18 protein-coding genes and 1 tRNA gene are annotated in these 24331 nt (G+C 58.3%); 8 read left to right on the top strand and 11 right to left on the bottom strand.

From position 1 onward, the window contains the following. Both QO005_RS05305 and QO005_RS05300 read left to right on the top strand, forming a co-directional pair. Entirely contained in the window at positions 1 to 1059 is a 1059-nt protein-coding gene (locus QO005_RS05305) for an ABC transporter ATP-binding protein (RefSeq protein ID WP_307156944.1), read from the top strand. Positions 1060 to 1178: 119 nt separating this feature from the next. Further along, positions 1179 to 2906, top strand: coding sequence for a methyl-accepting chemotaxis protein (locus QO005_RS05300; RefSeq protein ID WP_307156943.1), 1728 nt, complete (start codon positions 1179 to 1181; stop codon positions 2904 to 2906). 175 nt (positions 2907 to 3081) lie between these two features. On the opposite strand, the gene QO005_RS05295 is transcribed toward QO005_RS05300, so the two are convergent. Further along, positions 3082 to 5034, bottom strand: a complete 1953-nt coding sequence (locus QO005_RS05295; RefSeq protein ID WP_307156942.1) for a methyl-accepting chemotaxis protein — start codon at positions 5032 to 5034, stop codon at positions 3082 to 3084. A gap of 290 nt (positions 5035 to 5324) precedes the next feature. Beyond that, entirely contained in the window at positions 5325 to 9092 is a 3768-nt protein-coding gene (gene metH, locus QO005_RS05290; protein ID WP_307156941.1) for a methionine synthase, read from the bottom strand. A gap of 151 nt (positions 9093 to 9243) precedes the next feature. Between metH and QO005_RS05285 the strand changes: the two genes are divergently transcribed. Then, positions 9244 to 10500 carry an AGE family epimerase/isomerase gene (locus QO005_RS05285; protein WP_307156940.1) on the top strand — a complete coding sequence of 419 codons (1257 nt, stop codon included), beginning with the start codon at positions 9244 to 9246 and terminating at the stop codon, positions 10498 to 10500. A 151-nt stretch (positions 10501 to 10651) separates the two neighbouring features. Here QO005_RS05285 and QO005_RS05280 read toward each other — a convergent pair whose 3' ends face one another. Both QO005_RS05280 and QO005_RS05275 read right to left on the bottom strand, forming a co-directional pair. Further along, a complete protein-coding gene (locus QO005_RS05280; protein ID WP_307156939.1) occupies positions 10652 to 11119 on the bottom strand; it encodes a hypothetical protein in 468 nt (155 codons plus the stop codon). Between the two features lie 311 nt (positions 11120 to 11430). Next, the gene (locus QO005_RS05275; protein WP_307156938.1) at positions 11431 to 11646 is read right to left on the bottom strand and encodes a hypothetical protein; all 216 of its coding nucleotides are present in this window, start codon (positions 11644 to 11646) and stop codon (positions 11431 to 11433) included. A gap of 538 nt (positions 11647 to 12184) precedes the next feature. Between QO005_RS05275 and QO005_RS05270 the strand changes: the two genes are divergently transcribed. Next, positions 12185 to 14014: a methyl-accepting chemotaxis protein gene (locus QO005_RS05270; RefSeq protein ID WP_307156937.1), complete on the top strand. Its 1830-nt coding sequence runs from the start codon at positions 12185 to 12187 to the stop codon at positions 14012 to 14014. 80 nt (positions 14015 to 14094) lie between these two features. Here QO005_RS05270 and QO005_RS05265 read toward each other — a convergent pair whose 3' ends face one another. Next, the gene (locus tag QO005_RS05265) at positions 14095 to 14871 is read right to left on the bottom strand and encodes a thermonuclease family protein (RefSeq protein WP_307156936.1); all 777 of its coding nucleotides are present in this window, start codon (positions 14869 to 14871) and stop codon (positions 14095 to 14097) included. A 1-nt stretch (position 14872) separates the two neighbouring features. Continuing rightward, a complete protein-coding gene (locus QO005_RS05260; protein ID WP_307156935.1) occupies positions 14873 to 15205 on the bottom strand; it encodes a hypothetical protein in 333 nt (110 codons plus the stop codon). Between the two features lie 170 nt (positions 15206 to 15375). On the opposite strand from QO005_RS05260, the gene QO005_RS05255 reads away from it, so the two are divergent. Both QO005_RS05255 and QO005_RS05250 read left to right on the top strand, forming a co-directional pair. Then, complete coding sequence (locus tag QO005_RS05255; RefSeq protein ID WP_307156934.1) at positions 15376 to 16014, top strand: outer membrane protein; 639 nt, start codon at positions 15376 to 15378, stop codon at positions 16012 to 16014. Positions 16015 to 16253: 239 nt separating this feature from the next. Next, on the top strand, positions 16254 to 16883 hold the full coding sequence (locus tag QO005_RS05250) for an outer membrane protein (protein WP_307157077.1): 630 nt from the start codon (positions 16254 to 16256) through the stop codon (positions 16881 to 16883). A gap of 140 nt (positions 16884 to 17023) precedes the next feature. On the opposite strand, the gene QO005_RS05245 is transcribed toward QO005_RS05250, so the two are convergent. Next, positions 17024 to 17755 carry an SIMPL domain-containing protein gene (locus QO005_RS05245; RefSeq protein ID WP_307156933.1) on the bottom strand — a complete coding sequence of 244 codons (732 nt, stop codon included), beginning with the start codon at positions 17753 to 17755 and terminating at the stop codon, positions 17024 to 17026. A 307-nt stretch (positions 17756 to 18062) separates the two neighbouring features. On the opposite strand from QO005_RS05245, the gene QO005_RS05240 reads away from it, so the two are divergent. Further along, positions 18063 to 18138, top strand: a tRNA-Ile gene (locus QO005_RS05240). Positions 18139 to 18361: 223 nt separating this feature from the next. On the opposite strand, the gene QO005_RS05235 is transcribed toward QO005_RS05240, so the two are convergent. Together QO005_RS05235 and QO005_RS05230 are read right to left on the bottom strand one after the other, a co-directional pair. Beyond that, the gene (locus QO005_RS05235; protein ID WP_307156932.1) at positions 18362 to 18739 is read right to left on the bottom strand and encodes a hypothetical protein; all 378 of its coding nucleotides are present in this window, start codon (positions 18737 to 18739) and stop codon (positions 18362 to 18364) included. Between the two features lie 140 nt (positions 18740 to 18879). Continuing rightward, complete coding sequence (locus QO005_RS05230; RefSeq protein ID WP_307156931.1) at positions 18880 to 19311, bottom strand: hypothetical protein; 432 nt, start codon at positions 19309 to 19311, stop codon at positions 18880 to 18882. Positions 19312 to 19551: 240 nt separating this feature from the next. Between QO005_RS05230 and QO005_RS05225 the strand changes: the two genes are divergently transcribed. After that, the gene (locus QO005_RS05225) at positions 19552 to 19905 is read left to right on the top strand and encodes a hypothetical protein (RefSeq protein ID WP_307156930.1); all 354 of its coding nucleotides are present in this window, start codon (positions 19552 to 19554) and stop codon (positions 19903 to 19905) included. A gap of 93 nt (positions 19906 to 19998) precedes the next feature. Here the strand turns inward: QO005_RS05225 and QO005_RS05220 are convergent, their stop codons facing one another. Both QO005_RS05220 and QO005_RS05215 read right to left on the bottom strand, forming a co-directional pair. Next, positions 19999 to 20316, bottom strand: a complete 318-nt coding sequence (locus tag QO005_RS05220) for a hypothetical protein (protein ID WP_307156929.1) — start codon at positions 20314 to 20316, stop codon at positions 19999 to 20001. A 19-nt stretch (positions 20317 to 20335) separates the two neighbouring features. Then, positions 20336 to 24325: a hypothetical protein gene (locus tag QO005_RS05215; protein WP_307156928.1), complete on the bottom strand. Its 3990-nt coding sequence runs from the start codon at positions 24323 to 24325 to the stop codon at positions 20336 to 20338. Between the last annotated feature and the right edge of the window lie 6 nt (positions 24326 to 24331).

Below are 24331 nucleotides of genomic sequence, written 5' to 3'. Positions count from 1 at the left end.
ATGTCCTTTCTGACCCTTTCGCATATTCAAAAGAGCTTCGGCACTGTTCAGGTCGTGCATGATTTCAACATGTCGATCGAGAAAGGGGAATTCATTTCCTTTCTCGGCCCCTCCGGCTGCGGCAAGACCACCATTCTGCGGATGATCGCCGGTTTCGAGACCCCCTCTTCCGGCACGATTACCATTGCCGGCAAGGACCAGACGTCGCTCAAGCCCAACCAGCGCAATATCGGCATGGTGTTTCAGGCCTATGCGCTGTTTCCCAACATGACCGTGTTCGACAATGTCGCCTTTGGCCTGAAGATCGCGAAAATGCCGAAGGCCGATATTGAAAAGCGTGTGACGGAAATGCTGAAGCTCATTCATCTGGAGCATCTGGCGACACGCTATCCCTATCAGCTTTCCGGCGGTCAGCAGCAGCGCGTGGCGCTGGCGCGGGCGCTGGCGCCAAAGCCGCAGGTGCTGTTGCTGGATGAACCGCTTTCAGCGCTGGATGCCAAGATCCGCGTTTCGCTGCGCGAAGAAATCCGCCAGATCCAGATGCAGCTCGGCATCACCACGGTTTTCGTCACCCATGACCAGGAAGAGGCGCTTTCGATCTCCGACCGCATCGTCGTCATGCATGCCGGCCGCGCCGACCAGATCGGCACGCCCTTCGACATCTACAACCATCCCGAAACCCGCTTCGTCGCCTCCTTTGTCGGCACCTTGAACCTCATCGACGCCAAGGTTGCCGATGCCTCCGCCGGCACCATTCTGCTCGGCGACCAGCAGGTGCGGCTTGCCAAGCCATTGCCCGCAGCAGCCGGTGAAACGGTCACCGTGGCGCTGCGGCCGGAAGCAGGCTCGATGGCGGAAGGCGCAAAGGGCGAGATCAACCTCTCCGGAACCGTCGCGTCGAGCCACTTCCTCGGCTCAGTGATCCGCACCCGCCTGGATATTGGCGGCCAGCTGATTTCCTTCGACATGTTCAACGATCCCGGCCAGGCACCGCCCGCCGTGGGAGAAAAGGTGACGCTGACATTCGCAGGCGACGACCTGATGGTTCTGCCGCATTGAACGACATGCGGGAGAACGTATACAAAAAGATATATTTATTTTTCTTTGTATATCAATAGATTAATCCTTTCACAAGAAGAAACGAATATTCTCCCCTAAAAATACAGGGAGAATATCGCATGGTCGTTTTATCCTTCGGGCGTGGCGGCGCGAAAGCCGTACTGGAAGCTTTTCATCGCTCCCAGGCCATCATTGAATTTGATCTTCAGGGCATCATCCTTGATGCCAATGAAAACTTCTGCAAGGCGCTGGGCTACCGGCGGGAAGAGATCATCGGCAAGCATCACAGCATTTTTGTCGATCCGGAAGAGGTCAAGAGCCCGGCCTATGCCCGGTTCTGGAAGAAACTCGCCGCTGGCGAATTCGATCAGGCGCAGTATAAGCGGGTCACCAAATCCGGTGAGCCGATCTGGATCGAGGCTTCCTACAATCCGGTCATGTCCGGCGGCAAACCGGTCAAGGTGGTGAAGATCGCCACCGACATCACCGCTTCAAAAAGCATTGCTCTCGACAGCAACGGCAAGATGGCCGCGCTTACCCGCTCTCAGGCCGTGATCGAATTTACGCCAACCGGCGAGATTCTATTTGCCAATGAAAACTTCTGCCAGGCGCTGGGATACGAACTTCAAGAGCTCGTCGGCAAACATCATTCCCTGTTCTGTACAGCGGAATACGTGCATTCCGAGGCCTATCGGGAATTCTGGCCGCAGTTGGCGCGGGGAGAATTTTACTCCGGGGAGTTCGAACGGGTGAAAAAAGATGGGGCTCCCATCCACATCCAGGGCACCTATAATCCCATCGTCGATGAAAACGGCAAAGTGATCAAGGTGGTGAAATTCGCGGTCGACATCAGCGGCCGTATCAGTGCCATCCAGCAATTGGCCGCAGCTTTGGGACGCCTTTCCCAATGCAATATCCGCATGACGCTGGACACGCCTTTCGTACCGGAATTCGAATCGCTGCGTCATGACTTCAACACGTCGATCGGCAAAATTCAGGAAACACTGTCAGAAGTCTCTCGCGAAACCTCGGAACTGAAGCAGAAAAGCGCCGAGATGCAGGAAAATTCCTCCAGCCTCGCCACCCGCTCCGAACAGCAGGCGGCTGCCCTGGAAGAAGCATCGGCAGCGCTGGAAGAAATCACCGCTACAGTCAAGGAATCCAGCACGCGCAGTCGCGATACCCGCAATCTGGTACGCGATGCCCGTCAGGCAGCGACCGAATCCGTTCAGGTCGTCAACACCACCGTATCCGCCATGAGCCGCATCGAAACAGCGTCCAAGGAAATCAGCAATATCATCAGCGTTATCGATGAAATTGCCTTCCAGACCAATCTGCTGGCGCTCAACGCCGGTGTCGAGGCCGCCCGCGCTGGTGAAAGCGGCAAAGGCTTTGCCGTGGTGGCGCAGGAAGTGCGAGAACTGGCGCAACGCTCTGCCAAGGCCGCGCGGGAAATTTCCGCCCTCATCGCCAACTCCACCAGTGAGGTGAAGGAAGGGGTGCGGCTGGTGGGCGAAACCGGCAGTGCCTTGAGCAAAATCGAAAGCTTCGTGTTGCAGATCGACAAGAATATCGAGGCGATCGCCACAGCTGCGGCGGAACAATCGACCAGCCTTGGTGAAATCAACGCTGCCGTCAATTCGCTCGATCAGGTGACACAGAAGAACACCAGCATGGTAACCACCATCGACGCCATCAGTCTGGCACTCGCTGCGGGATCGGACACTTTGGACGAACTGGTCAGTCGCTTCCAGCTCAACCGCCGCCAGACGATCCGGGAGCCGGGTTCCGACGCCGCCAGCCAGAGCTCAGGAGCAAGACGCAGCAGCTACAGCCGGGTTGCCTGATCTGCTCAAACGCAAAGCCCATAGAGCACCGATCTGATTCAATCAGATCGGCGCTCTCCTGCATAATCTTATTCGTCATCGTTTCACTCCGGTCGGATTATGCTCCGCAAAAACAAACGCCGGCCCGATTTTCATCGGGCCGGCGTTTTTTGTCTGATGATAAGCAAGGCCGAGATCAAAATTCTTCCCAGCTCTCCGCCTTGGTGGCCGTGCTCAGGCCAAGGGCCTTTGCCACCTGCCCGACCATGCGGCGGGCCGGAGATGGCGCGGGTCTGTCCGTGGCCTGGGCCGGTGCAGGCTTTGCGGCGACCATTCCGGCAGATGCAGAATAGGACCCGGCGGAACCGAGCTGGAAGCGGCCCACCAGTTGCCGCAGCTTTTCGGCTTCAGAGGCAAGCGAGGCGCTGGCCGCCGTTGCCTCTTCTACCATGGCGGCGTTCTGCTGGGTCACCTGATCCATCTGGTTGACGGCGGTATTGACCTCCGACAGGCCCACCGTCTGCTCTCTCGAGGAGGTGGCGATGGCATCGAGCTGCGCGTTGATCGTTACCACGTGACCTTCGATGACCTTCAGGGCATCGCCGGTGGCCGTGACCAGTTGCACGCCATTTTCCACCTCGTCGGCAGAGTTGCGGATGAGATCCTTGATCTCCTTCGCGGCCTGGGCCGAACGCTGGGCAAGTTCACGCACTTCCTGCGCCACGACTGCGAAGCCTTTACCGGCCTCCCCGGCGCGCGCTGCTTCGACACCGGCATTCAGCGCCAGCAGGTTGGTCTGGAAGGCGATCTCGTCGATCACACCGATGATGTTGGAGATCTGGTTAGAGGATTGCTCAATGCGCTGCATGGCATTGACGGCATTCGCCACCACCTCGCCCGACTGGCGGGCCGAGCGATTGGCCTCGATGGCCACCGACCGCGCTTCCTCGGTACGCTTGGAGGAGTTCGAGACATTGGTGGTGATCTGATCCAGCGCGGCTGCGGTTTCTTCCAGCGAGGCAGCCTGCTGTTCGGTGCGCTTGGAGAGATCATTGGCGCTGGCGCTGAGTTCGCGCGAGCCGCTATCGATGGACGAGGTGGCCTCCGCAACGGAGCCCATGGCCTGGCGAAGCTGTTCGACAGCCCGGTTGAAATCCTCCCGCAGACCCTCGAATTCCGAGGCGAAGGACTGGCGAAGCTGGAAGGTCAGATCGCCATCGGCCAGATGCTTCAGGCCCTTGGCAAGCCCTTCCGTGGCCTCGGCCATCTGCTCGGCGCGCACGCGCTCCAGTTCCGCCACACGCGCCCGCTCGGCCTCGCTCTGGCTGCGGGCGGCGGAGGCTTCCTGCTCCAGACGAATGCGCTCCAGCGCATTGTCGCGGAACACAGCAACGGCCCCAGCCATATCGCCCAATTCATCCTTCCGGCCCGCGCCCGGCACCGGCGCGGCAGTCTCGCCTCCTGCAAGCGCTGTCATCCGCTGACGCAGATGTTCGATCGGCCCGGTGATACCGCGCGTGACGATCAGCAGCGCGCCGATCAGGGCCAAGGTAAAGAGAACACCCAGGGTGGTGAGGGTGTAGAAGATGGTGTTGTCAGTTTGTGCGGACAGATCATCGCTCTGCTTGTTGACGTTCTGGATAGAGGTCTCCAGCCATTGCCGAATATCCGTCATGCCGGAAGCGATCATAACATCGGCCTGCTTCAACGACGCCAATGCCGCCTGATTATCATCCATGAGGCCAGCCTTTACAGCGGCATCTGTAAATCCGGTGATCGTCTGCGCCTTGCTGAGGATACTATCGGCTTCCGAAGCCTTGTCGGGCCGCAGGGCTTTCACCCTGTTCAGCCGCTCCAGAAGCGCCTTCTTGTTATCCTCATAGTTCTTGGCCAGTTGCGGCATTTCCGGAGCCTTTGAATCATAGGCAAGGATCTGATAGGCGGAATAGCTGAGCGCCATCAAGCGCTGGCTGGCGCGGGCAATTTCAATATTGGCCGCATCATTCTGGGAAATCAGAGTGGAATAGCTGTCATCGGCATTCTTGTAATTGCGCGCCATCAATAGCACGCCGGTAATTCCAACAAGGCAGATGGCGATGAGGACAGAGAGAATCTTCGTCCTTATTTTTGCGTCCTGAAGAAAAGACATGGCAAGGTCTCGTCAGTTGTCGCCGAGAGACGGTCATGGTCCCCTGAAGGCATTCGGTTCAAAAGGGCGGCGCGCTCGGCAAGCCGCGTGGCGAACAGCGCCACACAGATCCTTCAGCCTCATGCCTCCAAATCTCCAAGGGAAAATAGGAGGAAAAGATCGACAACATATTAATAAAACAATATTATAAAATAATATATATACTATAAACTTTATCGGAAACCGGTATCGGTTACGGATAAGACATGGCGCGAATTTGCCTGCCTGCTGAGATTAGAAAGCGAGGCGGCTCAAGCCGCCTCTTCATCCACCGCAGTCTTCGGCACATAATTCAGCACCGGCCCCAGCCAGCGCTCCACCTCGCGAATATCCATGCCCTTGCGGCGGGCATAGTCTTCCACCTGATCACGCTCTACCTTGGCCACGCCAAAATAATAGCTTTCCGGATGGCCGATATAGAGGCCGGAGACCGAAGAGCCGGGCCACATGGCATAGCTTTCCGTCAGCGTCACGCCAGTGGTTTCGGTGGCGTTCAGCAGGCTGAACAGCGTGGTCTTTTCCGTATGGTCGGGCTGGGCCGGATAGCCGGGCGCCGGGCGAATGCCTGCATAGCCCTCGCCGATCAGATCTTCATTGGAAAGCGTCTCGTCCTTGGCATAGCCCCAGAATTCCTTGCGCACCCGCTCATGCATGCGCTCGGCAAAGGCTTCGGCAAAACGGTCGGCCAAGGCCTTGACCATGATGGAAGAGTAGTCGTCATTGGCGCGCTCGAAGCGTTCGGCAATCGCCACTTCCTCAATGCCCGCCGTGACGACGAAACCACCGACATAGTCCTGCACGCCGCTCTCCTTCGGGGCAACGAAATCCGAAAGCGCCACATTCGGGCGGCCATCGCGCTTGGAAAGCTGCTGGCGCAGCGTGAAGAAGGTGGCAAGCTCTTCCGCGCGGCTGTCATCGGTGAACAGGCGAATATCATCCCCCACGGCATTGGCAGGCCAGAAGCCGATGACGGCGCGCGGGCGGAACCAGTTTTCCGCAATGATCTTTTCCAGCATGGCCTGCGCATCCGAATAAAGCTGCCGCGCCGCCTCGCCCTGCTTTTCGTCCTCCAGAATCGCCGGATAGCGGCCCTTCAGCTCCCAGGTATGGAAGAAGGGCGTCCAGTCGATGTAAGCGGCCAGTTCCTTGAGATCGTAATCTTCGAAGACCTTGATGCCGGTAAAGCCGGGCTTGACCGGCTTATAGCCGCTCCAGTCGATCTTCACGGCGTTCTCACGGGCACGCGCCAGCGGCAGGCGCTGCTTTTCGGCCTCGGCGCGGGCATGCGCTTCCGCCACCTTGGCATATTCGGCGCGAATGCCATCGACGTAGCCGTCCCTGCCCTCTTCGGAAAGCAGCGCGGAGACGACCCCCACCGCACGGCTGGCATCGGTGACATAGACCGCCTGCCCTGCCTGATATTGCGGATGGATCTTCACCGCCGTATGCACGCGGCTGGTGGTGGCCCCCCCGATCAACAGCGGCACATTGAAGCCCTGGCGCTGCATTTCGGCAGCGACATGCACCATTTCATCCAGCGAAGGCGTGATAAGGCCGGAAAGGCCAATGACATCGACCTTCTCTTCCTTCGCCACCTCGAGAATCTTCGTGGCTGGCACCATGACGCCGAGATCGATGATCTCGTAATTGTTGCAGGCCAGAACCACGCCGACAATGTTTTTGCCGATATCGTGCACATCGCCCTTGACGGTCGCCATCAGCACCTTTCCGGCGCTCTGGCGCTGGTCACCGCCGCTCAGGCGCTTCTCCTCTTCCATGTAAGGCAGCAGCACGGCCACGGCCTGTTTCATCACGCGGGCGGATTTCACCACCTGCGGCAGGAACATCTTGCCCGCGCCGAACAGGTCACCCACCACATTCATGCCGGCCATCAGCGGCCCTTCGATGACATGCAGCGGACGGTCGGCCTTTTGCCGCGCCTCTTCCGTATCGGCCTCGATAAATTCGGTGATGCCATTGACCAGCGCGTGTTCCAGCCGCTTTTCCACCGGCCATTCGCGCCAGGCGAGATCCTGCCCCTTGGCTTCCTTGGCCCCCGTGCCCCGGAAGCGTTCGGCAATTTCCAGCAACCGCTCGGTGGCGTCGGTACGGCGGTTCAGCACCACGTCTTCGCAAGCCTCGCGCAGCTCGGAATCGATGCTTTCATAGACCGCCAGCTGACCGGCATTGACAATGCCCATGTCCATGCCCGCCTGAATGGCGTGATAGAGGAACACGGCATGCATGGCTTCGCGCACCGGCTCATTGCCGCGGAAGGAGAAGGACAGGTTGGACACACCGCCGGAAATATGCACCAGCGGCATTTTCTGGCGGATGGTGCGGGTGGCCTCGATGAAATCCACGCCGTAGTTATTATGCTCCTCGATGCCCGTCGCCACCGCGAAGATGTTGGGGTCGAAGATGATGTCTTCCGGCGCAAAGCCCGCCTCTTCCGTCAGAAGCTTGTAGGCGCGGGAACAGATTTCCACCTTGCGCTCATAGGTATCGGCCTGTCCCGTTTCGTCAAAGGCCATGACGACGACGGCGGCGCCGTAATTGCGGATGAGCCGCGCTTGCGCAATGAAGTTTTCTTCGCCTTCCTTCAGCGAGATGGAGTTGACCACCGCTTTGCCCTGCACGCATTTCAGGCCAGCCTCGATGATCGGGAATTTTGAGGAGTCGATCATCACCGGCACGCGGGCAATATCCGGCTCGGCGGCGATGAGGTTCAGGAACTCGACCATGGCCTTTTCGCTGTCGATCAGGCCTTCATCCATGTTGATGTCGATGATCTGCGCACCGTTTTCCACCTGATCGCGGGCAACTGCCAGCGCCGAGGTATAATCACCCGCCGTGATCAGTTTGCGGAACTTGGCGGAACCGGTGACATTGGTGCGTTCGCCGACATTGACGAAGGGAATGTCCTTGGTCAGCACGAAGGGCTCAAGCCCCGACAGCGACATGAAGGGGCGATGCTCCTGCGGCTGGCGCGGCGTCTTGCCCTTCACGGCTTCGGCAATGGCCTGGATATGGGCGGGCGTCGAGCCGCAGCAGCCGCCCACCACATTGACCAGGCCTTCATCGGCAAAGCTCGACACCAGTTCCGCCATGATTTCCGGCGTCTGGTCATATCTGCCGAACTCGTTCGGCAGGCCGGCATTCGGGTAAGCGGAAATGAACGTATCAGCGACACCGGACAATTCCTGCAAATGCGGACGCATGGCATCCGCGCCCAATGCGCAGTTGAGGCCAATGGTAAAGGGCCGCGCATGGCGCACAGAATTCCAGAAGGCGGACGGCGTCTGGCCCGACAGCGTGCGTCCGGAAAGATCGGTGATCGTGCCGGAAATCATCAGCGGCAGATGGATGCCCTTGGCAGCAAAGCGCTCTTCACAGGCAAAGATCGCCGCCTTGGCGTTCAGCGTATCGAAGATGGTTTCGATCAGGATGATATCGGCGCCGCCATCGATCAAGCCGTCGATCTGCTCACCATAGGCAAGGCGCAGATCATCGAAGGAGACGGCGCGGAAACCGGGATTGTTGACATCCGGCGAAATCGAGGCGGTGCGGTTGGTCGGTCCGATGGCGCCCGCCACGAAGCGGCGCTTGCCATCTTCCCGCTCGGCGCGGAGAATGGCGCGGCGCACCACCTCTGCCCCCTGACGGTTCATGTCATAGACCGCGCCCTCCATCTCATAATCGGCCTGGGCGATGCGGGTGGAGGAGAAGGTGTTGGTTTCGATGATATCCGCCCCGGCCATGGCATAGCGGAAGTGAATATCCTCGATCGCATCCGGCTGGGTGAGGATCAGAAGGTCGTTATTGCCCTTCTGGTGGCAGGCGCAGCCAATAAAGCGTTCACCGCGAAAATCATCCTCTTCCAGTCCAAGCTGCTGGATCTCGGTCCCCATGGCGCCATCGAGAATGAGAATGCGCTCGCGCGCCGCCTTTTGCAGGGCTTTCAGGATTTCCGCGCCATCCCGCTTTGCACCCTCCCGGCCAAACAGTGAATCGAGCATGCGCGTACTCCTTCCAACAGACAATGAACCCAAATCACATAAAGATATCTTTATGTCAACATGTGGCTCTTTGGGTTCTTCGAAATCAAGACCATGACAGGCCATTATTTACTCACTATAGATTCCGCGACCGTAAAGACTGGAGGAAGACATGTCCAATACCCCCGAGGCCAGCCCCCTGCCGCAAAGCTGGGTGGAGCGCCCCTATCACCGCCGCTGGCTTCTCACACAGGCCGATGGCCTTTTCGATTTCTTCCAGACGGCGGCCATCAATCCCAAGGGCGGGTTTTACGATCTTTCCCGCGATGGCAAGCCGCTCGCCACCGACAATCCGGCACGCGGCATTCATGCCAGCGCCCGCATGGTGCATTGCTTTGCCATTGGCGATCTTCTGGGACGCCCCGGCAGCGCCGATGTGGTGGACCACGGCATGACCTATCTGTGGCGGCGCCATCGCGATGAAAAGCATGGCGGCTATTTCTGGCAGGCCAATGACGACGGCGCTGCGGACGGCTCCAAGCAGGGCTATGGCCACGCTTTCGTGCTGCTGGCTGCCTCCTCGGCCAAGACGGTCGGCCATCCGCTGGCGGATCGCATGCTGGGAGACATTACCGAGGTGCTGGAAACGCGTTTCTGGGAAGAGCGCCACGGCGCGATTGCCGAGGAATTTTCAGAGGACTGGCAGCCGGTGCCCGGCTATCGCGGCCAGAACTCCAACATGCACCTGACCGAAGCCCTGATGGCCGCCTTCGAAGCCACGGGAGAGCAGCATTATCTCGACAAGGCAACCCGCATTGCCGATCTCGTCATCAACCGTCGCGCCCGGGAGGAAGGTTTCCGCGTGGCCGAGCATTTCGACGAGGAATGGACGGTGGATCGCGGCTATTACCACCCCAACGAAATGTTCCGCCCTGCCGGCACCACGCCCGGCCACTGGCTGGAATGGGCGCGCCTCACCCTGCAACTGTGGATCCTGACCGGCAGGCAGCATGACTGGATGCCGGAGGCGGCGCGCGGGCTGTTCTTCCAGTCCATGTCGCTTGGTTGGGACAAGGACAAGGGCGGCTTCTACTACACGCTGGATTGGGCAAACCGCCCGGAAAAGACCTTCAAGCTCTGGTGGCCGCTGTGCGAGGGTGCCGCCGCTGCCCACTTCCTCAACCAGTTGAGCCCCAGCGATTTCCATGAGGAAAGCTATCGCAGGATCTGGAACTTCATTGGCAATCATAGCCTGGATAAACAGTTCGGCGGCTGGCACGAGGAACTGACCGAGGATCTCACCCCTGCCAACACGCTGTTCCCGGGCAAGGGCGATATCTATCACGCGCTACAGGCCTGCCTCATCCCGCTTTTCCCGGCAGAGGGCAGCCTGACCCGGGTCATCCAGACCACGCCGCTGGCAGTTTAGGGTGTGTAGACATTCGCCCTTGAGCAGAGAGGCGGTCTAGAGCACGTCCGGTGAACACGGGTTCACCGGACGTGCTCTAAGCTTTTGTTTTACGCATTTCCGGACGGAAAACCGTGACTACACTTTTCCTGGAAATGCTCTAGCTGCCGCCTTATTTACTCTTCTCGATCTGGAAGCTTGCGGCAAAGGCCGTGCCCTGCCGCAGGCTGCCGGAACAGGAGACAATGAAGGTGGTTTCCGTCTGCCGCGAGGTCGTGCAGCGGCCCTTGGCGGCCACACGCTGCGGATCCTTGCTGCGACCGTCGTTCAGCAACATCTCGTCCACCTTGATGGTGTCCACCTCCTGCGCGTCGCGCTTGCGATCGGTGCTCAGCGTGCCGCTGAAGGTGACGATGTGATTTTCGCCAAGGAAGAAATAGATGCCGGTGCGCCCGTCCGCATGCAGGCTTCTGCCAAGAATGCCGCTACAGGCCTTGGTCATGTCCTGCGTGCCGATGCTGACCTTCAGACAGGTGCCGTTCACCTGCGCAAATTGCGGCTGCGCTACGCCAGCGGCAAAAACCGGGGTGCTGGCGGAAACCAGACCCAAAACGGCAATCATTCTGCGATAGGCGCGCATGCGAATCTCTCCTGTGCTCGCAAAGCTTTACAACTTTGCTAGAGCATTTCCAGGAAAAGTGGAAACCGGTTTTCCGTCCGCAAATGCGTAAAAATAAGCGGCGATTTTTTCCCACATAATACAGATTGTCCCGGTGACACATCGTCACCGGGACCATTTCAAGCCCTGCCCATGCCGCAAACAACACGAGCCTTTACAGCGCCGTGCACCAAATATGACGCACAAAGGTCGCTGTAACACTTTTAATCTGCTGCATAATTTTCACCTTAAATCGATTCCGATTTAAGGAATTATGCAGTAGATGATGTCGATCAAAGGTTGACGGCTGCACATGCAGCCGTATTGATCATGTAAGGCTGCGGCATCTGCTGTTCCGCCATGGCGAGCACCGCGCGGCGCTGACGCGCAGCATCTTCCAAGAGATGCGCAAAGGCACTCAGAGATACACCATCCGCCCTCAACACCTGACGAATGATCGGGTCCCGCAGAACCTCGGAAATGGTCATGTCCTGTCTGGTTTCGGTCATGATACGCTTCTCCCTGTCTTGATCCGAAGCATAGGCGCATGGTGTTACCGGCAGATGTCGAGGAGAAGGCGGAAAAGTGGCAAAAGCCGCAAGCTTTTGCGACCTCGCAAAGAGGTGATCGGCGCGGCTTTCAAGGCTCAGGGCCGCGTCTCGTCAGACCCGGCCCACATCTTCAAAGGCGCGGGAATACCGCGCGCGAACGCGAGAAATCCCAAGAAGTTCCGTCGCAAAAAGAAAATAAAACTAGCTCAATTGCGACAGAAATTTGTCATCCGTTAAGATGTTTCATCCTACCAAATCTGTCATGCAGGATGCAGTTGCGGCTTCATCGCGGCCTGAATGCCTCAATCATACCAAGGCTCGAAGATGCTAACGCATCCTCGCCTTGAAGAGATTTCGAATATCTCAAATGCATCAAAGGCTTGAGATATTCGAAAAGAGAATACGAAGAGTCATCTTCAATGACCCTTCGTATCAACCCGTTCAATTGCGCCCAGGACCGCCCTCCCACGGTCGTGGCAACCGCCAGGACAGACCCATGACATTCGTTAACAACCAAAAAATCATTGTCAAAATCATGTTTGCCTTTGCCGTCCTGCTGATGCTTTCCATCAGCGTTGCGATCAGCAACCGGCAATCGCTCGAAAATCAGGATGATGCCAATCGCTTGATGGCACATACCTATCAGGTGACCGGCGCTCTGGATAAGCTGATGCTGGCCATGGTGGACCAGGAAACCGGCCTGCGCGGCTTCACGCTGGCAGCAGACGACATCTATCTGGAACCGCAAAAGGCAGGCGCCGCCAGCTTTTCCGCTCAGATGACCGCCTTACGCGCGCTGACGGCGGACAATCCTGCCCAGCAGGCCCGTCTGGACGTGGTCGAACGGAATGCCCGTGACTGGACCAGCAAGATCATGGAACCGCGCATCGCGCTGGTGCGCAATCCGGCCCGTCGGGCAGAATCGCTTGATCCGAGCAATGTCAATGCGGGCAAGGTGTTCATGGATGCCATCCGCTCCACCGTGGAAGACATGAAACAGGATGAACTGCAATTGCTACGGGCGCGCGATGCGGCAAGCGATCAGGCACTGGCCGATGCCCGCTTCATGAATGTCGCGGGTGGAGCGGTCAGCATTCTCATCGTTCTTGTCGCGCTTTTCGCCATCCACCGCACGGTCGTTCATCCGGTCAAGGCCATCAACGGGGCGATGCGCAAGCTCGCGGGCGGGGATACCCAATCGGCCATCCCCCATGCTGGCCGCAAGGATGAAGTCGGTGAAATGGCCAAGGCCGTGCAAGTCTTCCGCGAGGCGGCCATTGCCAACAAGCGCCTGGAAGCCGAGGCCGAGGAAACCCGCCAGCGGGCGGAAGCAGAGCGGGCGGAACTTGCGGCAAAGGCTGAAGCGGAAGCCCGGGCCCGCATGAACGAAGCCACCTCCGGCCTTGCCAACGGATTGAAGCGCCTTGCCTCTGGCGATCTTGCCTTCCGCCTGACAGATGCCTTCGCCCCGGATTTCGAGGGGCTGAGGCATGACCTGAATGCCGCCGTGGAACAGCTTGGCCAGACATTGAGCGCAGTGGCGCATGCCACCGGCGCCATTGATGGCGGCGCACGTGAGGTCAGCCTGGGCGCGGACGATCTTTCCAAACGCACCGAGCAGCAAGCGGCCTCGCTGGAAGAAACCGCAGCAGCGCTCGACCAGATCACCGCCAATGTCTCCAACTCCGCCAAGCGCGTGGAAGATGCCCGCCATGTGGCGGTGGAAGCCAATGCCAGTGCCAGCCATTCCGGCCAGGTGGTCTCACAGGCGGTTAGCGCCATGGAGCGCATCGAAGGGTCCGCCACGCAGATTTCCAACATCATCGGCGTCATCGACGAGATTGCCTTCCAGACCAATCTTCTCGCTTTGAATGCCGGTGTGGAGGCAGCCCGCGCCGGAGAGGCGGGCAAGGGTTTTGCCGTCGTTGCCCAGGAAGTGCGCGAGCTTGCCCAGCGCTCGGCAAACGCCGCCAAGGAAATCAAGGAACTCATCCGCAAATCCACCGAGGAAGTGGGCGGCGGCGTGACCCTGGTGCGCGAGACCGGCGCGGCGCTGAAAACCATCGAGCAGCACATCGTCACCATGAACCAGCATATGGAAGCCATTGCGCTTGCCTCCCGCGAGCAGGCAACCGCGCTGGCCGAGGTCAACAGCGCCGTCAACCAGATGGATCAGGTGACCCAGCAGAATGCCGCCATGGTCGAACAAACGAGCGCAGCAGGTTCGGCGCTTGCGGGCGAAGCCCATCGCCTGCGCGATCTCGTGGCCCAATTCCGCCTGGAGGCTGCCGCCAAGGCCGACCGATGGACATATAAAGCGGCCTGATCCTCCCAGGCCGAAGGCGTGGATCGTTTCCGTCCCCCCCCGGAAACGGTCCACGTCTCTTTTTCAGAAATTTGCGAAGATCAGCACCAGGGCTTGCGATGCCCGGTCCAGGGCCGGGCCAGCCCTTCATCCACCAGCATGGCGCCGAGTGAGCGGCCATTGCGGGTGACGACGCGCAGCTTGCGCCCGTAATCATCCTCGTCGCGGGTGCCGAAGGAGCCGAGTTCGAAACTGCCCTGGTTCAATAATTCCCGCAGCCGCATCTTGGCGGCAAAGCCCCGGTCGCGCTCGGACTTGCACTTGGCCTGCTCGGTTTCGGGCGTATCGATATCGGCGATGCGGATCTTCACCCTGTTTACCCAGAAGGTATCCCCATCCACCACGCAATTATCGAGACCGCTGGTGCCGCAATAATAGAATTTGCCGGTGAAGCGCTGCTTTTCTCCCATGCCGGCACGCAGCGAAGCCACCTGTTGATCCACATCCGATCCCGTAGCAGGCGGCAGCGGCGCGGCATCACGCTGGCGCGGCAGGGTGGCCACGACAGGCACCGGCGTTGCGGCGGGCGGCAAGGGTTCCGCTGTCAGACGCGGCGGGCGCGCCGGGATGGGCGCCGGTGGAACCGGACCATTGCTGCGGCTGTCGCTGCGTGTGCTTCCCTCTGCGTGACGCGCCTCGGACTTGTGCCCCGCATCCAGCCAGGTGCCAGCCAGCTCCGTCAATTGCTTGCGATGGTCGTAGGCAGAAATGCCGCCCACCACCACGGCCAGGACACCCAGAAGCGGCAGAAGACCGCCTCCGGATGCCTTGGATGATTTGCGCCGCTTGCCCCTGCCCCCGCGTGCCTTCGTCGCCATCTCATGCTCCTTGAGCATTTCCAGAAAAACTGCATCTCAGCTTTCCATCGGAAAATGCATAAAGACAAAAAGTGAGGAGAGGCCCGATGAACCCGCGCGTCACGCGAACCTGCTCCTGAAAGTCGAGGGCATTATCACGGTTAAGAGTTTCTAAAAGGTTGGCGTCATCGCGCTCCAAGAGGGGACAAGAACCTTTCCACAGGCTTTTTAGCCCGTAAATCGACCGGGCATGGAACTTCTTCCACTCCCCGCAGTTCACGAGATGTTTCACCGGTGGCACGAAGATATGAACGGATTTGCCTATTCTTTCCTCAAAAAGCAGCAATTCCTCCATTTTTTGGACACAAGCCTCCTGTGTCGTCACCTCCTGAAGCATTCCGGAAGACGTGGAAGCCCGGCTTCCTCCGGATATGCGGAAAACCAGAAAGCTAAAGCGTTTCGGATCTTCCCTTGAAACTCCGAAACACTTTCGACCCCGCCCCCAGTTGTAAGATGGAGTACAACATGACGACGAAACTGATCCTGGCTTCAGCCGCTGCTGCGGCAGCGCTCTGGTCTTCCACCGCCTTTGCGGCCGATGCCGTTTCCGAGCCGCCGGCACCGCCGCCGGTCGCTACCGACACTGCCCCGCCCGCTTTCAGCTGGGCCGGTGGCTATGCGGGTATCCATGGCGGCTATAGCTGGCTGAACGGCGACTTCTCCGGCGGCGGCTCTGAAACCTTTGATGGCGGCCGCTTCGGTGGCTTCGGCGGCTGGAACTTCGATGTCGGCAACAACGTGATTCTCGGCCTCGAAGGCGATGTGAACTACGATTGGAACAAGAAGAACTTCGTTTCCGGCGTTGATTTCGGCTCCGAATTCTCCGGTTCTGCCCGTGGCCGCGTCGGTTACGCGCTCGACCGCACCCTGATCTACGCCGCAGGCGGCTGGACGGCAACGCGCGCCGGCTTCAGCGGCGCAGTGGACGACAAGGCCACCCTGAATGGCTGGACCATCGGCGCCGGTGTGGACTACGCCGTGACCGACAAGATCTTCGTGCGCGGCGAATATCGCTACAACGATTTCGGCAGCAAGACCATTTCCGGCGTGAACACGGACCTCGACCAGCACGTGATCAATGTCGGCGTGGGCGTGAAGTTCTAATCGATAACCCCAAGGCTTTTTCAATATCTTTGAAACAAGCGCTTCAAAACGGGATAAACCCGTGATATTGCGCCCTCGGCAGCCCCCAGCCGAGGGCGTTTTTCATGCCGTTTTCCCTCCAGACCCCCACCATTTTCGATTTGCAAAAATCAATCGGGGATTGTTGCGAACAGATCACAGACAACCAGCTCAAAATAATTTAGTCAGATCTGGTCAAACACAGGGGTTTACCAATGCATATTAAAAGCCTGCTCGCTTCGGCTGCAGCCCTTTTCATTTCCACTCAGGTCATGGCTGCTGACGCCGTTTCCGAAACGCCCGCTCCGCCGGCTGCTGTTGAAGTCGCACCGGCATTCAGCTGGTCCGGCGGTTATGTGGGTATCCATGGCGGTTACGGCTGGCTTGACGGCAAGTTTTCCGCAGGCGGCCTGACGGCAAACGAAAAGTTCAACGGCGGCCGCGCTGGCGGTTTCGTTGGCTGGAACTTCGATGTCGGCCACAATGTCGTTCTCGGCCTGGAAGGCGACCTGAATTACGACTGGAACAAGAGAACCTTCAGCGGCATCGACATCGGCACCGATGTGTCCGGCTCTGCCCGCAGCCGCGTTGGCTACGCCTTCGACCGCGCGCTGATCTTCGCCGCAGGCGGCTGGACGGCAACCCGCGGCTACCTGGAAAACTCCGGCGCCGACGGCAAGAAGACCTTCAATGGCTGGACCATTGGTGCAGGCGTGGATTACGCTGTCACCAACAACATCTTCGTGCGCGGCGAATATCGTTACAACGATTTCGGCAGCAAGGACCTCAGCGGCATCGACACCAAGCTGAAGCAGAACGTCGTCAACCTCGGCGTCGGCGTCAAGTTCTGATCTTTCACGGTACAGGCTGAAAAGCCTGCCGGGATCGGGAAATCAGAAAGCCGGAATGCGACATGCATTCCGGCTTTTCTGTTTCAGAATACCCTTACTTCGCCTTATGCGTAGGGACTGCAACCCGGCAGCACTTCCCTTCACTGGCCCAAGGCAAAGGTCACATTGACGGTAACATGGTAATTGTTTTCGCCGGCTGCCATGGGCACGGCAGGTGCGGGCATGTCCCGGGCAGATGCCTTCAGCATCATCGCGCGCTCCATCGGGCGGACGCTGTTTTCGCTGATCGACAGTATAGGACCGAGCTTGACACCGGCAGCCTCCGTCAGCGTCTTCGCGCGAGCCATGGCATCCAGCATCGCGGCCTTACGCGCTTCGGTCAGCGCCTCTTCGGGCTTGTCATTGGTAAAGGTTACGGACCCGCCCTGATTGACTCCTAGCTTCACCGAATCGTCGATCACCGTGCCAAGCTTGCTCAAATCCCGCACCCGCACGGTTAGACCATTGGAAACCGTATAGCCATCGATCAACGGCGCCTGCGGCTTTACCTTCCCTTCTTCCGGCTGACGGTATCGCGGCGAAATATCAAACCCCACCGTCTGCACATCCCGCTCCGCCAGCCCCCCAGCCTTGAGCGCCTGCAATACCTTGGCCATGGCTTGATTATTGGCCGCCAGCGCATCCGCCGCCGTCTTGCCTTCGCTCACGACACCGAGCTGCAAAACAGCCATATCCGGCGCAATGCTGGCCTCCCCCTCGCCTGTTACCATAATGACCGGCTGCTGCCGCCCGGCCTCCTGAGCAAGCGCCGGAAGCGCTCCCCAACACGCCAGAAGAATGGCGCCAAATGCGATTTTACCGGATCGAACCATGAATTGCCCCTTGTGCTAAAACACCGATCCGGCCGCCGCCTCACCCAAAAGCGCCCAGCCAGACCGTCACTACCTGTGATCGAATAAAGCCCCAGAGCATTTCCGGTGAAAAAGGGATCACCTGAAATGCTCTATCTATTTGTTTTTACGCAGTCCGGACGCAAAACCGCTAACGCACTTTTGCTGGACATGCTCTAAATCAGTTTACGGCCCAATGCGGCAAAGACTTGTTCCGGCGCCGATTTTCCGCTAGACGAACCTCGCCGGCCCGCCACCATTGACGCAGCCGGCCTGGCATGACCCAGAAGGGCCTGTAGCTCAATGGTTAGAGCCGGCGGCTCATAACCGCTTGGTTGGGGGTTCGAGTCCCTCCGGGCCCACCATTTTGCCAAAATACGGTTGTAGCTCGCCGCGAACTTCCGGAATTTTGACACCAATGTAGCTCGCCGCGAACTTTTGGAATTTTGACACGAGTGTAGCTTGTCGCGCGTTTTTGGAAATTTGACACGAGAAATTGGAAATTCGATTTTTCCAAGCGTGACAAAAAGGCTTCGAAATCTCCCCTTTGAAATATCTTCAAAGTGTACGTGAAGGCCGTTTGAGGCGCTATTTGAAGCCCAGATATCGCGGCACAAAATATTCAGCCCGCCACCTCACTTTTAGTACCGCGCCAATATCTGCCGCAATTTGAAGGAGCCCGGGTTCAGCCAGAGGCGGCAGCTTGTTTGCGAAAGTCTTGGCAATGTCATCAGGAGCAGCAAGGAACACCTCTAAGATCGCGGCGCTGACTTCGGTTTTCGTAACTTCGCCCTCTGGCGAGTGAAAACGCCAATTAATCATCAGATGCTCGGCGACGCGATCGGCCAGCATCCTTGCGGCGCTCGTCTCTCTACGCCTGGACACGCCCTTTCCCGCATATTGGTTCTTCATCGGCTTAGGCAGCAGAGCCAACGAAAGCCGCAGCGATGCATCTAGATCTTCCATTTGCCCTCCAACAAAAACGCCCCGGATGAAACCGAGGCATAATGCAAAAACCTTTTAATTGTCCCCGAGAATGCTCGCCGATGAAGCGGAGTAACACACAACGAAATTTCGTCCACAGCACCACAGCCCGGCTCATTCCCTCAAGAGAGCGGGAGAACAATCCGATGCAGACAATACGCAGCGCAAAACAAAGGGAATGTGTAGACGAGAACCTTCTGAAGCGATCCTAGTCCAGCCTGCCTTACCTGCCTTTTTTGCACCTGCTGGGTTTCCCAACCCTGCACTCCAGATGCCCGATATCGTTGCTCAATTGCCGCAATTTGGCAGGCTATATCATGAATGGAAGCTTCCATAATATGGGCTAGACAGCAGATCACAATTATCAAAAACGCGAGCGCAAGCCAGACGACAGATGAAACCTCCTCCTCTTTCATCAGAAAAAAAATACCTACTGCTGGCGTCGTAAACCCGAATTGCACACAGGTACACCAAGATTGGAACCGCAGTAGAATTTCAGATCTGAGTGTATTGTATTCGGCAATAACAAGCTGATCAGACAGAGTTTCAGACATTACGTTTCATCCAGATCACTTTTGGGGAAGACCGCCAGCCCCATTCCAATTGAGGCATTTCCTACACCTTTGTTCCCACATGTTGAGCTCGGTCGTTTTGCAGCAGATGGCATTTCCACCCACTCAAAGTGAACTCAGTGGCCACAACTCAATTTATCTATTAAGCGGCAGGCTGCAACCAGACTCGACTCATTCTTAAAAACTTTGGATAGTGATGGCCGCACAATCTGAGAGGGAATCATGTCGAAGATAACTGGAGTTTCTCTAAACAACGGGAATATCGTGTTCGTAGGTGCGGTGCCAGCCGTGCCCCCAAGCTCTAAAACAACTGGTAACTTGACTATCAACAACCCTGGAAGTTCGGGAGTAGATGCTCATTTTAAGGCGACGTTCATGGTAACTGTCGACATGGAGGCCGATGGAATTCCATTCACGAACATCTTCCATTGGGAAGACGTTGTTCTTTCAGAAACAGACGCCGTTCCATATCGAGAAATCGAATCAATAGCCGCTCGAAATCTCGCTCCAGCACTTCGAGCCGCTGCCGATCAGATAGAGGCTGCTGTGCAAGAGTACGAATCTCGCAACGGATAGAAGCACGGTTGATACGGTCCATCATAATTTTTTCCTTGTAAAAATTAACTTTTAACCTGCCTCTGGGTGCTCTGCAGCACCCAGGCTACCAAGCTACGCTTGGAGCGCTGCCGCAGCCGCCTCAAGTTCTTGGATAGTCGCATTGGCCGTCGCCAGTTGCTCGGTCAACGCCGCAATCTGTGCCTCCTGGCTACTCACCTTCGCCAAAGCATCACGCGTCGCGTCCGTCATGATCGCGCTGGTTGGAAACCCTTCCAGGTCGAGCGGCTGGGCCGCCAGGATTTCGTCCTTGAGGACCTCGTCATCGAGCGTGACGACGCGGCGATACAATACATGCGCACCCTTCGGCTGCCCATCGTCACCAAACCGCACAAGGATCTCGTAGGGAGTTTTCTCGTCTTTCAAAGCCATTTTGAAGCCCTTTCAAAGGTTAAGAAATGACCGCACCGTCCGGGAAGCGCCAGTTGCTACCATCGGAAATCGCCAGCCGCTTGCTGGAGGCTCCGTCAGAGACATAGATCATGCAGCGCGGATAAGAGGATGCTGTCGGGACGGTGGCCACCGTGTAGCTCGGGATCTGCAGAGGCTGCAGCATGCTGTTTATGGAACCGGATATCTGGACTTTACTGGTGCCCTGAATAGTCAGCAGTGCTGCGGTGTTGTCGTGATACAGTGCCAGATATTCGCTGCCATCTATAAGCTGGCGGAAGCCTCTGGCAGACGCCACCTCGCCTCCAGAATTTGACTGCTTGACCGGAAATCCAGCCATCAACTGTTGGCCGGTCCATGTATTGGTTCCGTTCAACAGGGGCACGTTTGCCCCGCTGGTGCCCGTGCTTTGCGTAGCTGCCGTGCCGAGTCCCAATGCGGCTCTTTGTGCCGCCTGCGTTGCCGCAGAAAGCAAAGTCCGCGCGACGGACGTAAAGTCAGTCGTCGAGAAAGCATCCGCGCCGGTCGCGTAGATGAGCTTGTCGGCCGCCACAGTCAAAGCCGCCAGCGCGGTCAGCGTTGGATCGAGCGGCTGCTTGTTTGCCAGTGCGTTGGTGACGGTTGTCGCGAAATTCGCGTCATTGCCAAGTGCTGCCGCCAGCTCGTTGATGGTGTCGAGCTGCGCCGGCGCACTGTTGACCAGGGCGGCCACGACCGCCTGAACAAAGGCCGTCGTTGCAATCTGCGTCGTGCTGGTGGCGGTTGCCGGCGTCGGTGCGGTCGGCGTGCCCGTGAAGGCCGGGCTGGCAACCGGCGCAGCCCCAATGTCCGACAGAGCCTCTGCCGGTGAGCGCCAGACAGCCTGGCCGCCGGAATAGCCTAGCAGATCACCGTTATCACCGCCGCTCGATGGGATACCCGCGCCGGCTGGCCCCTGAAGGACACTGCCGCCGAGCGCCACCATGGTCTCAGCTGTCACCACGCGCACCGCATCCGATCGTATCGCTGTCAGCACCGTAGTTGCTCCGCCCGCCTTGAAGTAACCAGGCGCCGCCGAATCAATCGACAATGCGGTTCCAAGCTGCAGGGCGACGGCATCGGTGCGCAGGATATCGCCGATCGGCAGAAAGCCTGCCGTTTTCACGCGGCCGTAAGAGCCGGGATAGATGTCCTCCCAGGCGACGCCAGCAAACAGGCTAACGGGATCGTCTGAGGTCATCGCCCGGATCGAGCGAGAGCCATCTGAGGTATAGGCGCAGGCCATACCCATCAGGATTCCATAGGCGGAAACATTCTGAAGAGACTGCTCCTCGTCGGCAATCATCGGACGATAGCGCTCGCCGATCGCGTATTCGGAGGCCGTCGCAGCTGATCCGAGAGCACTGTTGATCATGCCGAGGATCGTCGCGTTTGTGGCATTGGTGTAGTCGGCGTTGAAGACGACATTGATGCCGACGCCGCCATTGACGCTGATCGTCAGGATCTTGTTCGTGACGGCGCAATTGCCCAGGCGCTTGCCAAGGGACGTGATCAGTTGATCCGAGTTGACGCCGACGACATGGCCAGAGATGTCGAAGTCACCGTAGACATACCCTTTAATGCCGCCGGAGCCAGGCTTGCTGTTGACAGTCCCAAAGAGGACGGCCACCGCAGAGCCGGACACGGCAATCGTCGAGGCCCCGGCCGTCGCTGCACTCTCGATCTTCAGTGCGCGGCCAAAATCGCTAACCTTGAAGACTGCCGGACTGTTGCCATGGCCGGTGACCATGATTTCGGTATGGTCTGCCGGCTGGTAATCGAGCGTGTCCTGGAACCATTGGGTGGTTTCCATAAGGATGTCGCCAGAGAAGCTATTCCCCTCCAGCAGGACACTGCACTTGATTTTCGAACCGAAGTTGCCAATCCGCAGCGCGTATGTGCCTGTCTCGGCGACAAGCTTGGAATTCTTGAACGCCCAGCGGGCCGGGCGGGTGAAATCGCGATTGTTGTGCAAACCTGCTGCAGCGAACTTGCCGGCTAATTCACTGTCCTCGACCAGGATATCCCAACCGGACCATGCACCAATTCCGAATGCCATGGTCGATGCCCAGACGTCGGTGGGCGCTCCACCAATAGAGTTCTGATAGTCAATGGCTTCCTGGTTCCCGAGATGGACCAGACGAACGCCTTTGATGCGCTGCCGGACATCCTCGACCTTATCGCTATAGGCAAGATCGCTGTGCATCGCGTAGCGGCAGTTTTTGGCGATGACGGTGAAACCGTAATAATCGCAATCGTAGTAGCTCTCGAAGGCGGACTGGTTGGAAATAGTCGCCAGTGCTGTATTCGCGGCAAGGCTTCCATCAATGATAGTGCGGTTGGCACCATGACCGACAAAGCTGTCATACATGACGGGGAAGAGGCCACCGCCGGCATAGGTGCCGGAGGAAAGGTTGAACCGGCGTCTCCGATACTTGGTCGGAGAGCGGTTCGCAGTGATCGCTGTACTGATCGATGCACCTGAAGCCAGATCGACAGTAATGCTCGCCGGTCTGATAGCCTCAGGAATTGCGCCTGTTTCCAAGGCTGTTTCCGCACGTTCCCGATTGCGCAGCGAGGACCAGTAGGCCGTCAATCGCGCCGGCGGCCGTGATTTGTCCAGGCTCCCGGTCAGCTTGACGCTCATATCGGCGATCTCGATCCACTGAGCAGTCGCAAGTGCTGCCGACCCTGTCGACTGGATGTAAGGCTGAATGACCTTGGCATCAGCAGGGATGGCGCCCTCGACCGAAATCACACGCTGCGATGGCGCAACGCGCTGGTTACGGGTGACCTGACTGGGATAGGATACACCATCAACCTGCAAGACGATCGTCATCGGAACGTCGTAGGCCACGCTCGTTGAGAGCAAGTAGACGACCTCAATCGTCTGATACGCCAACAAGCTCGTCTCATCGTCCGACAGCGGCAGCTTGGTGGTCAGTGTCGTATACTGACCCGTCGATCCGGCGGGAATCGTCCAACCGATGACCTTGCCCGACGCATCCTCCCGAAACTGTCCGCCGTTGTTGACAAACATGACGGTCTGACAATCGTTGAACACCGAACCTATATCCGGCATACCTGCCATAAGACCGAGTTTGTATCCGCTTTGGGCATTATCCGACGCAAGCGTCGCAACATCCGATGTCGTCGTGACAATGGCGAGGTAAAGCCCCGACAGCACCGCATACTCTTCGGTCGCAGCCGCCGAACCGCCTAGCAATACATAGGGCTCAATCGTCGTGGTATCGGCCGGGATGGACGTTTCCATGACCACGATCCGTCGATAAGTCGACGGCGATGTGTTCGAGATCAAAGTGAAGGCGTTCGCCTCGACGTTCCCGGCCTGGTCGGCAATGTTCAGACCCGGTGTGAATGTCCTCGTAAACGGACCTGAAACATCAAACGCCATGGTAATTCGCAGAGTGCGATTGGCAAGCTGGGCCGCCAGAGGCCTGTCGATCGCATAATCATAGACGAGAGCAGCACCAGCCGCCGTTTGGCCGACCGGAATGACCACACCGAGTTCCCGGTTGCGGTCGCCGCGATACAGCGTTACCCCGCCAGCCAGGATCAACTGGCCTTGCACATTCTCAAAGACGCCCGGCACAATCGGCCCGAGTTCGGTGGTATCCGCTTCAGGGAGTGGCCCTACATAAGACCAGGAACCGCTGCCCGAATCGCCCACCTTCTTGTAGATGCCTGCACCGGTCCCGTAGACGCGCGCCTCTGTGTCCGCGGCGTAGGCCAGATTGGCGTCCATGGTCGCCTGGGTGTCAAAGGATATCCACTTGCCTGCCGCCTTCGCCGCGATCGAGGCGAGCGATGCAGCGATCGCGCCGCTGCCGGCCATCTGGTTGTTCAGATCATCGACAGATATCTGGCGCGATGATCCACCACGGTTGCCGAGCACTGTGTCGAGCACGCTGGCAGATGTGATGTTCGGGGTTCTGACGCCGAGGTCCGTCATAGTCGC

It is taken from the genome of Allorhizobium paknamense (assembly GCF_030815125.1).
Taxonomy (GTDB): Bacteria; Pseudomonadota; Alphaproteobacteria; order Rhizobiales; family Rhizobiaceae; genus Allorhizobium; species Allorhizobium paknamense.
The sequence above is the reverse complement of the archived record's forward strand: the minus strand, read 5'-3'. Positions and strand labels throughout refer to the sequence as shown.